The 13,122-nt window shown below is 61.2% G+C and carries 11 protein-coding genes; 10 read left to right on the top strand and 1 reads right to left on the bottom strand.

Annotation, left to right across the window (positions count from 1 at the left end):
* The first annotated feature begins 132 nt into the window (after positions 1-132).
* The 10 genes from HNQ83_RS12655 (at position 133) to HNQ83_RS12610 (ending at position 11,747) form a co-directional block, all read left to right on the top strand.
* The gene (locus HNQ83_RS12655) at positions 133-1,491 is read left to right on the top strand and encodes a glutamine synthetase family protein (protein WP_175389268.1); all 1,359 of its coding nucleotides are present in this window, start codon (positions 133-135) and stop codon (positions 1,489-1,491) included.
* A 152-nt stretch (positions 1,492-1,643) separates the two neighbouring features.
* The gene (locus tag HNQ83_RS12650; protein WP_175389267.1) at positions 1,644-2,732 is read left to right on the top strand and encodes a polyamine ABC transporter substrate-binding protein; all 1,089 of its coding nucleotides are present in this window, start codon (positions 1,644-1,646) and stop codon (positions 2,730-2,732) included.
* Complete coding sequence (locus HNQ83_RS12645) at positions 2,729-4,030, top strand: FAD-binding oxidoreductase (RefSeq protein ID WP_175389266.1); 1,302 nt, start codon at positions 2,729-2,731, stop codon at positions 4,028-4,030. The genes HNQ83_RS12650 and HNQ83_RS12645 overlap by 4 nt, the downstream gene beginning before the upstream one ends.
* 225 nt (positions 4,031-4,255) lie before the next feature.
* Complete coding sequence (locus tag HNQ83_RS12640) at positions 4,256-4,852, top strand: paraquat-inducible protein A (RefSeq protein ID WP_175389265.1); 597 nt, start codon at positions 4,256-4,258, stop codon at positions 4,850-4,852.
* Positions 4,849-5,505 carry a paraquat-inducible protein A gene (locus HNQ83_RS12635; protein ID WP_175389264.1) on the top strand — a complete coding sequence of 219 codons (657 nt, stop codon included), beginning with the start codon at positions 4,849-4,851 and terminating at the stop codon, positions 5,503-5,505. The genes HNQ83_RS12640 and HNQ83_RS12635 overlap by 4 nt, the downstream gene beginning before the upstream one ends.
* Positions 5,486-7,162, top strand: a complete 1,677-nt coding sequence (locus HNQ83_RS12630) for an intermembrane transport protein PqiB (RefSeq protein ID WP_175389263.1) — start codon at positions 5,486-5,488, stop codon at positions 7,160-7,162. The genes HNQ83_RS12635 and HNQ83_RS12630 overlap by 20 nt, the downstream gene beginning before the upstream one ends.
* Positions 7,163-7,179: 17 nt before the next feature.
* A complete protein-coding gene (locus tag HNQ83_RS12625) occupies positions 7,180-7,737 on the top strand; it encodes a membrane integrity-associated transporter subunit PqiC (RefSeq protein ID WP_175389262.1) in 558 nt (185 codons plus the stop codon).
* A gap of 318 nt (positions 7,738-8,055) precedes the next feature.
* Entirely contained in the window at positions 8,056-9,078 is a 1,023-nt protein-coding gene (locus tag HNQ83_RS12620) for an iron ABC transporter substrate-binding protein (RefSeq protein ID WP_175389261.1), read from the top strand.
* A gap of 3 nt (positions 9,079-9,081) precedes the next feature.
* A complete protein-coding gene (locus HNQ83_RS12615; protein WP_175389322.1) occupies positions 9,082-10,680 on the top strand; it encodes an ABC transporter permease subunit in 1,599 nt (532 codons plus the stop codon).
* Complete coding sequence (locus HNQ83_RS12610) at positions 10,677-11,747, top strand: ABC transporter ATP-binding protein (RefSeq protein ID WP_175389260.1); 1,071 nt, start codon at positions 10,677-10,679, stop codon at positions 11,745-11,747. The genes HNQ83_RS12615 and HNQ83_RS12610 overlap by 4 nt, the downstream gene beginning before the upstream one ends.
* Positions 11,748-12,118: 371 nt before the next feature.
* Here HNQ83_RS12610 and xerC read toward each other — a convergent pair whose 3' ends face one another.
* Entirely contained in the window at positions 12,119-13,057 is a 939-nt protein-coding gene (xerC, locus tag HNQ83_RS12605) for a tyrosine recombinase XerC (RefSeq protein ID WP_175389259.1), read from the bottom strand.
* Between the last annotated feature and the right edge of the window lie 65 nt (positions 13,058-13,122).

Below are 13,122 nucleotides of genomic sequence, written 5' to 3'. Positions count from 1 at the left end.
TTTGTATTGCTTAAAGTGGATAGATGGAACCGCAAGGCTCGCCCAAGATAGTCGTCAACGCGCCACAGGGGAAGTCTCCCGAAGATGAAAACGGCCTTCTCCCGCGTTAACAAAACCAATAACGAGGTCTTTATGAATGCCCCTTTCGATCAGCTGTTCACTTGGCTGAAAGATCACAAGATTACCGAAGTCGAGTGCGTCGTCAGCGACCTGACCGGCATTGCACGCGGCAAAATCGCACCCACCAACAAGTTCCTGCATGAGCGAGGCATGCGCCTGCCGGAAAGTGTGCTGTTGCAAACGGTAACCGGGGATTTTGTCGACGACGACATCTACTACGACCTGCTCGACCCGGCCGATATCGACATGGTGTGCAAGCCGGTGTCCGACGCGGTGTACGTGGTGCCTTGGGCCATCGAGCCGACGGCCATCGTGATTCACGACACCTTCGACAAATTCGGCAACCCCATCGAACTGTCGCCGCGCAACGTGCTGAAGAAAGTCTTGCAGCTGTACACCGACAAAGGCTGGCGGCCAATCGTTGCACCGGAAATGGAGTTCTACCTGACCCAACGTTGCGAAGACCCGGACTTGCCTTTGAAGGCGCCACTGGGCCGTTCGGGTCGCGCGGAAAGCGGTCGGCAGTCGTTCTCCATCGACGCCGCCAACGAATTCGATCCGCTGTTCGAAGACGTTTATGACTGGTGCGAATTGCAAGGCCTGGACCTCGATACGCTGATCCACGAAGACGGCCCGGCGCAGATGGAAATCAACTTCCGTCACGGCGACGCCCTCGACCTGGCCGACCAGATCACCGTGTTCAAGCGCACCCTGCGTGAAGCCGCGCTCAAGCACAACGTCACTGCGACCTTCATGGCCAAGCCAATTGGCGACGAGCCCGGCAGCGCCATGCACATTCACCAGAGCGTGGTGGAGATCGCCACCGGCAAGCCGATCTTCGCCGATGACAACGGCAACATGAGCGAGCTGTTCCTGCACCACATCGGTGGCTTGCAGCGGTACATCCCCAAAGTGCTGCCGATGTTCGCGCCGAACGTGAACTCGTTCCGCCGCTTCCTGCCGGACACCTCGGCACCGGTCAACGTCGAATGGGGCGAAGAAAACCGCACCGTCGGCCTGCGCGTGCCGACCTCCAGCCCCGAGGCGATGCGTGTGGAAAACCGTCTGCCGGGCGCCGACGCCAACCCGTACCTGGCCATCGCCGCGAGCCTGTTGTGCGGCTACATCGGCATGGTCGAGGGCATCGAGCCGAGCGCCGCGGTCCAGGGCCGGGCCTATGAACGGCGCAACCTGCGCCTGCCGATCACCATCGAAGACGCCCTGACCCAGATGGAAGAGTGCGACACCGTCAGCCGCTACCTGGGCGACAAGTTCGTGCGCGGCTACGTCGCGGTCAAACGCGCCGAGCACGAGAACTTCAAGCGGGTGATCAGCTCGTGGGAGCGGGAGTTCCTGCTGCTGAGCGTCTGATTACTCTGCTGTTTGCAAGGGCCCCTTCGCGAGCAGGCTCGCTCCCACATGTTGGAATGCATTCCCCTGTGGGAGCGAGCCTGCTCGCGAAAGCGGCCGCCTGCTCACCAAAGATTCACCTGAAAAAACCAATAATTCCAAGAGGTGTCGACATGCGTCTATTGAAATCCATGGTCCCGCTCGCGCTCACTGTTTTGTGCAGCGCCGTTGCCCAGGCCCAGCCACAGGTCAGCGTCTACAACTGGACCGATTACATCGGCGAAACCACCCTCGCCGACTTCCAGGCGAAAACCGGGATCAAGGTGATCTACGACGTCTTCGATTCCAACGAAACCCTGGAAGGCAAGCTGCTCGCAGGGCGCACCGGGTATGACGTGGTCGTGCCTTCCAACCACTTCCTGGCCCGCCAGGTAAAGGCCGGCGCGTTCCTGAAACTGGATCGCGCGCAGCTGCCGAACTTCAAGAACCTCGATCCGAAGCTGTTGGCATTGCTGGAGAAAAACGATCCGGGCAACGAACACTCGGTGCCGTACCTGTGGGGCACCAACGGCATCGGTTACAACGTCGACAAGGTCAAGCAAGTGCTGGGCATCGACCACATCGATTCCTGGGCCGTGCTGTTCGAACCGGAGAACATCAAGAAGCTCAGCCAGTGTGGCGTGTCGATCATGGACTCGGCGGATGAAGTGTTCCCCGCCGTGCTCAACTACATGGGCATGAACCCGCGCAGCGAGAACCCCGAGGACTTCAAGAAGGCCGAAGCCAAGCTGCTGAGCATCCGTCCGTACGTGACCTACTTCCATTCTTCCAAATACGTTTCGGACCTGGCCAACGGCGACATCTGCGTGGCCTTCGGTTATTCAGGCGATGTGTTCCAGGCCGCCAACCGCGCCAAGGAAGCCAAGAACAATGTGAACATCGCCTACGCCATCCCCAAGGAAGGCAGCAACCTGTGGTTCGACCTGCTGGCCATTCCCGCCGACGCCAGCAACCCGAAAGAAGCCCACGCCTTCATCAACTACCTGCTCGATCCGCAGGTCATCGCCAAGGTCAGCGCCTCGGTCGGCTATGCCAACCCGAACCCGGCCGCCAAGCAGTACATGGACGCTGAACTGGTCAACAACCCCGAGGTTTACCCGTCCCAGGCCGTCCTCGACAAGCTGTACATCTCGACCACCCCGCCGCAGTCGATCATGCGCCTGATGACCCGTTCCTGGAGCAAAGTGAAGTCCAACCAATGAACCAGTACACCCAGGAACATACGCACTCTTACTACGCTGCGTCGGCCCACAGCCTGGCGCCCTTCCCCGCACTGGCCGAAGACCTGGTGGCCGATGTCTGCGTGATTGGCGGCGGCTTTACCGGCGTCAATACGGCAATCGAGCTGGCCCAGCGCGGGCTCTCGGTGATCCTGCTGGAGGCCCGGCGGATTGGCTGGGGGGCCAGCGGGCGCAATGGCGGGCAATTGATTCGCGGCATCGGCCATGACGTCAGCGGTTTCGCCCGCTATGTCGGCGCCGAAGGCGTGCGCTATATGGAGCGCGCGGGCACGGAGTCGGTGGAACTGGTGGGTCGGCGAATCCGTGAGCATGGCATCGATTGCGACTTGCGCTGGGGCTTTTGCGAGCTGGCCAACACCCCGGTGCAGTTTGCCGGGTTGAAGGCCGAACACGCAGCACTGGTCGAGTCGGGTTATGCCCATGAAACCCGCCTGGTCGAACCCGGACAGATCGCCGGGCAGGTGGTGAACTCTGACCTGTATGCGGGGGGATTGATCGACATGGGCTCGGGTCACCTGCATCCGCTGAACCTGGTGCTCGGCGAAGCACAGCTTGCGCAATCCCTTGGCGTGCGGGTCTTCGAGCAAAGCCCGGTGCTGGAGTTGATCCATGGCAGCACGGTGCAGGCTCGCTGCGCCGGTGGCACGGTACGCGCCGGCAGCCTGGTGTTGGGCTGCAATGCCCACCTGGAAGAACTGGAGCCGAAACTCAGCGGCAAGGTCCTGCCGGCGGGCAGTTACATCATCGCCACCGAACCCTTGTCTCCGGAATTGGCGGCGCAATTGATCCCGCAGAACCTGGCACTGTGCGACCAGAAAGTCGGCCTGGACTACTACCGGCTCTCGGCGGACCGTCGCTTGCTGTTCGGGGGAGCCTGCCATTACTCGGGGCGCGATCCCCGGGATATCGCGGCCTACATGCGTCCGCAGATGCTCAAGGTCTTCCCGCAACTGGCCGCCGTGCGCATCGACTACCAATGGGGCGGCAAGATCGGCATCACCGCCAATCGCTTCCCTCAGGTCGGTCGCTTGAGCCAGCACCCCAATGTGTTCTACGCCCAGGGCTACTCCGGCCATGGCCTGAATGTCACGCACTGGTGCGCCAAGTTGCTGGGCGAGGCGATCCATGCCGGGCACAGCCAGGGCTTCGACGTGTTCAGCGCCGTGCCGCACATGACCTTCCCCGGCGGCCGCGCCTTGCGCTCGCCACTGCTGGCCTTGGGCATGCTGTGGTATCGCATGCGCGAAGTACTCGGCTGAAAAAAATCAGATCGTTCCCTCTGTGGGAGCGAGCCCGCTCGCGAAGACGGTCCGGCAATCGACAAACCTGACATCTGACACACCGCTTTCGCGAGCAGGCTCGCTCCCACGGTTTTTTGCGCCGCATGTGCGGTCCTTCGTTGTGTGTTTCGATTTGCTCAATTGCAAGTCGCTTCTATATTGAGGAGGTGCTCATCAATTCCTGACTTCTGTCGAGCTTTGCCAATGGCGACGAGTGAACAACTGATCATCTGCGAGCACTGTGATTGCGTGTACGAAAAAACCACGCTTTCCAAACATCAGAAAACCCTGTGCACGCGCTGCGGCGGTGTGCTTCAGCGTTATAGCGGCCTGACGGTGGAACAACGCCTGGCGTTGACTTTCACCGCGCTGATGCTGTGGATCTTCGCCAACTTCTACCCGGTCATGAGCATCAGCCTGCAAGGGCTCAAAAACAGTGCGACGCTGTGGGACTCGGTGCTGGCCCTGAGCCTGGGGCCGATCACCTTCATCGCGATGGTGGCGGCGATCTCCATGATCATCGCGCCGATCATCCAACTGGCGCTGCTGATCTGGGTCCTGGGTTTCGCCCTGAGCCATCGACGCGCACCGGCGTTCAAATTCTGCATGCGCTGGCTGGAAACCCTCAGGCCCTGGAGCATGCTGGAGGTCTGCCTGCTGGGGGCGATGGTGGCGGTGATCAAACTCGCCGGTTTTCTCGATGTACTGCCCGGTATCGGCCTGATCGCCCTGGCCATCCTCAGCCTGATGATGATCCGTATCGCCGGCCGCGATATCCGTGATCTGTGGGATCTCCCATGACCACACCACCGACAGCCGGCGAGCTCAACCTGTGCCTGTGCCACACCTGTGGCCTGGCCTGTGACATGACCTCTGAGCCCCACGAATGCGAGCGCTGTGGCGCCCCCCTGCATCGACGCAAGACCAACTCGCTGACCCGGACCTGGGCCTATCTGTTCACTTCCCTGGTGTTTTACATACCGGCCAACGTGCTGCCGGTGATGAACACCAAGATGGTCGGCAGCGGCGCCGACAGCACGATCATGAGTGGCGTGCTGGACTTCTGGGCCCACGGTGCCTGGGACATCGCCCTGATCATTTTCATCGCCAGCATCGCGGTACCGGGCATCAAGTTCGTCGCCCTGACCATGCTGCTGGTCACCGTGCAACGTAACAGTCTGTGGGCACAAAAGGAGCGGTCGAAGATGTACCGCTTCGTTGAGGTGATCGGTTACTGGTCGATGCTCGACGTGATAGTTGTGGCCCTGGTGGCCTCGCTGGTGAAATTTCAAGCCCTGGCCGACATCGAGCCGCGTCCGGGCATTCTGTTTTTTGGCCTGGTGGTGGTGTTTACCATGTTGTCGGCCATGAGTTTCGACCCGCGCCTGATCTGGGATGCCAAGGGCGAAGGTTCACATTTGAAGGAGGTCACGGATGAAGCAACAAGCCACTGACGGGCCACAGGCCCCTGGTCAGGCCCCCGTCAAGACCCGTCGTTTCAGCGTGTCGCTGGTCTGGATCGTGCCGATTGTCGCGGTGCTGGTGGGGATTTCCCTGGTGGTACACAGCATCCTGCAGGAGGGGCCGACCATCACCGTCAACTTCAAGACCGGCAGTGGCCTGGTCGCTAACAAGACCGAAGTCAAATACCGCAACGTGGTCATCGGCCATGTGGCTGACGTGGAATTGAGCGATGACCAGAAGAGCGTCAACGCCACCCTCAAATTGGTCAAGCAGGCGGAAAGCTTTACCCGCAAGGACTCACAATTCTGGGTGGTACGGCCACGCATCGGCGCCGGCGGCGTATCGGGCATCGACACCCTGCTGTCGGGCGATTACATCGGCGCCGACATCGGCCAGGACAATAGTCGCGCCAAGAACTTCAAGGGCCTGGAAAACCCGCCGCCGATCACCTATGGCGAGCCGGGCAAACGCTTCACCCTGCATACCGCGGACCTCGGTTCGCTGGACATTGGCTCTCCTGTCTATTACCGCAAGATTCCGGTTGGCCAGGTGGTGGCCTATGCACTGGACCCGGACGGCAAAGGCGTCAACATCGAACTGTTCATCAACTCGCCCAATGATCAGTTCGTCACCGAAAACACCCGATTCTGGAATGCCAGCGGCATTGACGTGAACGTCGGTGCCAATGGTTTCGCGGTCAAGACCGAGTCCCTGTCTGCCATGTTGGTCGGGGGCATTGCCTTTCGCGCACCGGAATACAGCCCCAACGACAAGCCGGCCCCGGAGGAGTACGCGTACGAACTGTTCGAGGACCAGCAAAGCGCCCTCGCCCCGCCCAATGGCAAGCCACAGTTCCTGGCCTTGCGTTTCGATCAGGCGCTGCGCGGGCTCAAGGTCGATGCGCCGGTGGAGTTCCTCGGCGTGGAAATCGGCAAGGTGGTGTCGGTCAATCTGGACTTCGACGCGAAAAAACGCACCTTTCCGGTCAACGTCGGCATCGTGATTTACCCGCAACGGCTGGGCCAGGCGCACACCCGGATGCTTGAAGCGCTCAAACATGACCCCAGCGATGAAGCCGGTGGTGTGCGAATCATCGGCGCGTTCATCGAAAACGGCCTGCGCGCCCAGGCCCGCACCGGCAACCTGCTGACCGGTCAGCTGTACATCGCGCTGGATTTCTATCCGAAGGCGGAAAAGGTCGCGTTCGATCCGACGGCCCGCCCGGTCTCCATTCCGACCGTTCCCGGCAGCCTCGAACAGCTGCAGGAAAAAATCGAAGCCATGGTCACCAAGATCAATCAACTGCCTATCGAGCGAATCGCCGGTAATCTGGACAGCAACCTCGTGGAACTGCGCAAAAGTCTCGGACAATTCAACGCCAAGACCCTGCCAGGCGTGCAGAGCACTTTGACGGACGTCAGCAAGACCCTGCAATCGGCCAATACCACACTGCAATCGGCCAACTCGACCCTGGCCGACGATTCGCCGCAACGGGAAAAACTGGGGCAGACCCTGGACGAGCTGGGGCGTACATCGCGCTCCCTGCGTGACCTGGCTGATTACCTGGGCCGCCATCCGGAATCGCTGATTCGCGGTCGTCCCGACAATGCCGCGCCCATGGATCTGCAAGGGCCGCCAAGCAAATGACCACAGGAGCATCACTCATGGCTTTTCCGCTGAAAGTTGCGTTGATCGCTGCGCTGGCCTTATTGAGCGCTTGCCGCAGCGACCCGATTCAGTTCCACACCCTGACCCCGGCCCAACTGAGCGCTGGTTCGCGGTCTACCGCGGAGATCCAGATCGAAAGCCTTGTTGTACCGCCTCAGGTCGATCGACCACAGATAGTCGTACGTCAGGGAAACACGGGGATTGCCATCCTCGAAACGGACTGGTGGGGAGCCAGCCTGGTGGATGAGTTGCGCAGTGCCCTGCTTGATCAGATGGTCAACAGCAATCCTCAACGCAGGATGTCGGTGAAAGTCGACGTGCAGCGGTTCGATTCAATTCCCGGCCAATACGGGCTGATCGATGCGAAATGGCGCTTGCGCAACGGCGATGACACCCTGCTGCCCTGCCGCAGTACCTTGCAGACGCCTTCCGGGCCATCTGTCGATGAGCTGGTGGCAGCGCAGCAGAACAACGTCAGACGCCTGGCAGCGCTGATCAGCCAGGCGGCGAGCAGTACGCAAAAAGGCTGTCCGTCTGCCAATGCCAGCCAGTAACACAACCCGCTGTGGACACGCATTCCCCTGTCGGAGCCATTCCTCCTGTGGGAGCGAGCCTGCTCGCGAAAAACTCAAGCACGCCGCGTTTATCCAGGATGCTCGCGTCATCGTTAACGACCTTCGCGAGCAGGCTCGCTCCCACAGTTTTTTTCAGGGGTTTTGAATGGGCCCAACGAATTGACGATTTTTTCTCATTTCACCCATTACATTTGCCGCGCCGCAAACATGCAAATGATTCCTATTGATCTACAATAATCGACGTCTTACCCGTCGAATCTGCTTGCTCGAAATCAAAAAAACAGGAGCTGCCTTAGCATGATGTCCCGAATCCCGTCCTTCCTGAAACAAGCCCTGCTGGTCTCTGCGTTAACCTCGGCCCTGGTGAGCGCCGGTCACGTGTATGCCGCCGACGTTGGCATCGTGGTCTACAACGCGCAGCACGAAGGCCTGACCAAGGCCTGGGTCGAAGGCTTCACTCAGGAAACCGGTATTCCGGTCACCTTGCGCAATGGTGACGACACCGAAATGGGCAACCAGATCGTGCAGGAAGGCGCCGCTTCGCCGGCCGATGTGTTCCTGACCGAAAACTCCCCGGCCATGGTCCTGGTCGACAACGCGGGCCTGTTCGCGCCGGTCGACAAGACCACCCTGGAGCAAGTCGATTCCGCCTACCGTCCAGCCCACGGCAAATGGGTGGGGATCGCCGCACGTTCCACGGTGTTCGTCTACAACCCGAGCAAATTGCCGGAAGCGCAACTGCCCAAATCGATCATGGACCTGGCGGCGCCAGAGTGGAAAGGTCGCTGGGGCGCGTCACCGGGCGGTGCCGACTTCCAGGCCATCGTCGCCGCGATTCTGCAACAGAAAGGCGAAGCCGCGACCCTGGACTGGCTCAAGGCAATGAAAACCAACTTCACCGCCTACCGCGGCAACAGTTCAGTGCTCAAGGCAGTGAATGCCGGGCAGATCGACAGCGGCGTGATCTACCACTATTACAGCTTCGTCGATCAGTCCAAGACCGGCGAAAACAGCAAGAACACCGCGCTGCACTACTTCAGGCACAAGGATCCGGGGGCGTTTGTCAGCATCTCCGGCGGTGGTGTCCTGGCGTCCAGCAAGCATCAGGAACAAGCCCAGGCGTTCCTGAAGTGGATCACCGGCAAGGACGGCCAGGCCATCCTCAAGGACGGCAAATCGTTTGAATACGCCGTGGGCAAGAACGCTCAATCCAACCCTAAACTGGTGCCTTTGCAGCAGCTCGACGCGCCGACCGTCGATGCGTCGAAACTCGACAGCAAAAAAGCCGTGGAGCTGATGACTCAGGCCGGACTGCTCTAATTGATACCTGAAATCCTGCCGGCGGGTGTCGCCCAAAGCACACCCGCCAACCTGCGCCGACGGTCACGCGGCCTGTTCGCGAGCCGTGGCGGCGCGTGGGTGGTCGGTTTGTCGGTGCTGGTTTCGTTACTGGCGCTGTTGCCCATCGCCTTCGTCATCGGCGTCTACCTGCAAACCGGTTGGGAGGCCGTGGTGCCGCTGGTGTTCCGGCCACGGGTTGGCGAACTGCTGGTCAATACCGTGTTGCTGGTGGTCATTACCGTTCCTTTGTGCATCGCCCTGGGGGTGACGCTGGCGTGGTTGACTGAACGCACCAACCTGCCGGGACGCCGCTGGTGGTCGTTACTGGCCACCGCGCCGCTGGCGGTGCCGGCGTTCGTGCACAGTTACGCCTGGGTCAGCCTGGTGCCACCGATTCACGGGCTGTTTGCCGGGGTACTGGTCTCGGTCATCGCCTATTTTCCGTTTCTCTACCTGCCGGTGGCCGCGACGTTGCGCCGACTCGACCCGGCCATCGAGGATGTCGCCGAGTCCCTGGGGCTCAAACCCTGGGCGGTGTTTTTCCGCGTGGTGTTGCCGCAATTGCGCCTGGCCATCTGCGGCGGTGCGTTGCTGGTCGGCCTGCACCTGCTGGCCGAGTACGGCCTGTACGCGATGATCCGCTTCGACACCTTCACCACGGCGATCTTCGATCAGTTCAAATCCACCTTCAACGGCCCGGCCGCCAACCTGTTGGCCGGTGTACTGGCGCTGTGCTGCCTGGCGATGCTGACCGTCGAGTCGGCCGCCCGTGGCCATGCGCGCTATGCCCGCGTCGGTTCAGGCAGTGCCCGTGAGCAACGGATTGTCTGCCTGAATACCCCGGCGACGATTCTGGCGCTGGCCCTGCAGATCATCACTTGCGCCCTGGCGTTGGGCGTTCCGCTGATCACCCTGGGCAAGTGGCTGATGGCCGGCGGCGTGCAGGTCTGGGACTTGTCGGAACTGCTGCCGGCACTGGAACAGACCCTGCTGTTCGGCGTAACGGGCGCGCTCCTGACCACCTGCGCCGCCATCCCGATTGCCTGGCTGTCGATTCGCTCGCCGGGTCGACTGCAGCGGGTGCTGGAAAGCTGCAACTACATCACCAGCTCCCTGCCGGGAATTGTCGTCGCCCTGGCGTTGGTCACCGTGACCATCCATTTTGCCCGGCCGATCTATCAGACCTCGATCACCGTGCTGCTGGCGTATCTGTTGATGTTCCTGCCCCGGGCCCTGGTGAGTCTGCGTGCCGGCATCGCCCAGGCGCCGGTGGAACTGGAAAACATGGCCCGCAGCCTGGGTCGTTCGCCAGCACGGGCCTTGTGGCTGATCACCCTGCGCCTGGCGGCTCCGGGGGCTGCGGCGGGAGCGGCACTGGTGTTCCTGGCGATCACCAACGAACTGACCGCTACTTTGCTGCTCGCGCCCAACGGCACGCGCACGCTGGCCACCGGTTTCTGGGCGCTGACCAGCGAAATCGATTACGCCGCCGCTGCACCCTATGCCCTGCTGATGATTGTGCTGTCGCTTCCGTTGACCGGAATCCTTTATCACCAATCCAAAAAAACGGCTGGCCGATGAACGCTCTAGAACTGCATTCGCTCTCCAAATCCTACGGCACGCAAAAAGCCCTGGAAAACGTCAGCCTGTCGGTGCCCACCGGCAGTCGCACGGTGATTGTCGGCCCGTCCGGCTCGGGCAAAACCACCCTGCTGCGGATGATCGCCGGCTTCGAGTTCCCCGACTCCGGGCGCCTGTCGCTCAACGGTCAGACGCTGGTCGACAGCACCCACGAGGTGCCGGCGCATCAACGCCTGATCGGTTATGTGCCGCAGGACGGCGCGTTGTTCCCGCACATGACCGTGGCGGCCAATATCGGCTTCGGCCTGGCGACCAAGGGCAGCGAAAAACAGGAACGTATCGCGGAGTTGATGGACAGCGTTGCCCTGGACGCCAACATGGCCGAGCGTTGGCCCCATGAGTTGTCCGGCGGTCAACAGCAGCGGGTGGCCCTGGCCCGCGCCCTGGCCCAGCAACCACGGTTGATGTTGCTCGACGAGCCGTTTTCGGCACTCGATACCGGTCTGCGCGCCAGCATGCGCAAGCTGGTGGCGCGTCTGTTGGCAGAGGCCGGGGTCACCACCATCCTGGTCACCCATGACCAGAGCGAAGCCTTGTCCTTCGCCGACCAACTGGCGGTGATGCGCCACGGCCGGCTGGTACAGTCCGGACACCCGCTGGACCTGTACCGCTACCCCGACGATGTCCAGACCGCGCTGTTTCTTGGCGACGCCGTGGTCATGCCCGCCCGCATCGAAGCCGGCTGGGCCCATTGCGATCTGGGGCGGATACCGGTCAACAATCATCGCAACAACAATGCCGCGCACATCATGTTGCGGCCCGAGCAATTGCAACTGGCCAGTGTCCTGCCCCATACCGCGGAAGTCGTGGGGTGCCGCGCGGTGGTCACCGATCGGGACTTCAGCGGCAACACCTGCACCCTGACGGTGGAGTTGCAGTCCTCGGCCTCCGGCGAGCAGTCGGGGCGCTCACTGCTGGTGCGCAGCTCCGGCATGTACGCCCCGCCGGCCGGCAGCGCCGTTCACGTCTCGACCATCGGCCATGCCCACGTATTGAGCGAGCCGTGAACCGGGTATTGCACTGAAGTAAGCGTACGCATTCCTCTGTGGGAGCTGGCTTGTCGGGACGCCGCATCGCAGCGATGGCGGCCTGTCAGCCGACCAATCCCTCACAGCCATGTCCCAGATCCCATTGTGGGAGCGAGCCTGCTCGCGAAGGGGTCAGGTCAGTCAACATTTATGCTGAATGACACACCGCCTTCGCGAGCAGGCTCGCTTCCACATTTGAACGGTGTCGTACGTAACTCATGTGTCCACCGATAATCCCCTGTGGGAGCGAGCCTGCTCGCGAAGGGGCCAGGTCAGTCAGCATTTATGCTGAATGACACACCGCATTCGCGAGCAGGCTCGCTCCCACAAGGTTATGACCAGCATGACGATCAAAGATCGAAACGATCCACCGCCCTGCGCCGCTCGTTGTCATCGCGCACGTCGTAGTTGGCGGTCGTCTGGATGTTGCTGTGGTGGGCCAGTTTCTGTGCGATCGACAGGTCGTGCTCCTCGATCACCCGGGTGATGAACGAACGACGGAAATCATGGGGCATGATTTTCACCCCCACCTGGGCGCCGCGCTGCCGGGCAATGTAGTAGATCGCATGTTTGGTGATGCGCTCGCGGGTGATGTGGCTGCCACGGCGAATGCGATTGAACAGGAACGTATCGTCCGCCTCGCCTTCCTTGAGTTGCGAGCGGCGCAACTCCAGCCAGGCATCGAGTTTGGCGAAGGCCCAGGCCGGGGCGTACTTGACCAGTTGCTTGTTGCCCTTGGCCGTGACCAGCAGGCTGCGCTCGGTAAAGTCGACCTGGTTCAGGTCCAGGTTCACCGACTCCGACTTGCGCATCCCCGAGCCGTACAGAATCCCGATGATCGCGGCATCGCGCAGCCCCTGGGGCCGTGGATCGGCGGCGCAGACCTCCATCAGTTCCTGGATCAGCGTGCGGCGAAGATTGCGCCCTTGGGACAGCCGCGTGCCGGCGATGCCCTTGACCGAGCGCATTTTCAGCAAGTGTTCCTGGCTGATCAGGCTCATGCGCCACGCTTCGTTCATCACCCCGCGCACCGCATTGACGTACAGCGACGAGGTGTTGGGCGCATAGCCGTCGGTGCGCAAGGTGGCGACCAACGCAATCACGTCCTCGGGCTGCAACTCATGCCAGGGAATCTCTTCGATGTTCATGTCTTCGAAGCCCAGGCGGTCGGCCGCATCCTGCAGTACGTAACGCATGGTCAGTTGGCTGGACGGCGCCAGGCGCGCCAGATAAACGGTCAGCGGATTGGTGGTCGAGGTATGTGAATCAGCAGCGGGTAAGTCAATCAAACGAAACAGCCTTTAATAAAAACAATTCAGTAAAACAACTAAGAAATGAAACATGACTCATGTAG

Origin of the sequence: Pseudomonas sp. C2B4 (assembly GCF_013359695.1) — a bacterium.
Lineage (GTDB): Bacteria > Pseudomonadota > Gammaproteobacteria > Pseudomonadales > Pseudomonadaceae > Aquipseudomonas.
This window is presented reverse-complemented; position numbering and strand designations above follow the sequence as displayed.

Coding starts and splice junctions, on each gene's coding strand:
- HNQ83_RS12650 (WP_175389267.1), top strand. CDS start 1,644: ATGCGTCTATTGAAATCCATGGTCCCGCTCGCGCTCACTGTTTTGTGC.
- HNQ83_RS12655 (WP_175389268.1), top strand. CDS start 133: ATGAATGCCCCTTTCGATCAGCTGTTCACTTGGCTGAAAGATCACAAG.
- HNQ83_RS12635 (WP_175389264.1), top strand. CDS start 4,849: ATGACCACACCACCGACAGCCGGCGAGCTCAACCTGTGCCTGTGCCAC.
- HNQ83_RS12630 (WP_175389263.1), top strand. CDS start 5,486: ATGAAGCAACAAGCCACTGACGGGCCACAGGCCCCTGGTCAGGCCCCC.
- HNQ83_RS12645 (WP_175389266.1), top strand. CDS start 2,729: ATGAACCAGTACACCCAGGAACATACGCACTCTTACTACGCTGCGTCG.
- HNQ83_RS12620 (WP_175389261.1), top strand. CDS start 8,056: ATGATGTCCCGAATCCCGTCCTTCCTGAAACAAGCCCTGCTGGTCTCT.
- HNQ83_RS12625 (WP_175389262.1), top strand. CDS start 7,180: ATGGCTTTTCCGCTGAAAGTTGCGTTGATCGCTGCGCTGGCCTTATTG.
- HNQ83_RS12640 (WP_175389265.1), top strand. CDS start 4,256: ATGGCGACGAGTGAACAACTGATCATCTGCGAGCACTGTGATTGCGTG.
- HNQ83_RS12610 (WP_175389260.1), top strand. CDS start 10,677: ATGAACGCTCTAGAACTGCATTCGCTCTCCAAATCCTACGGCACGCAA.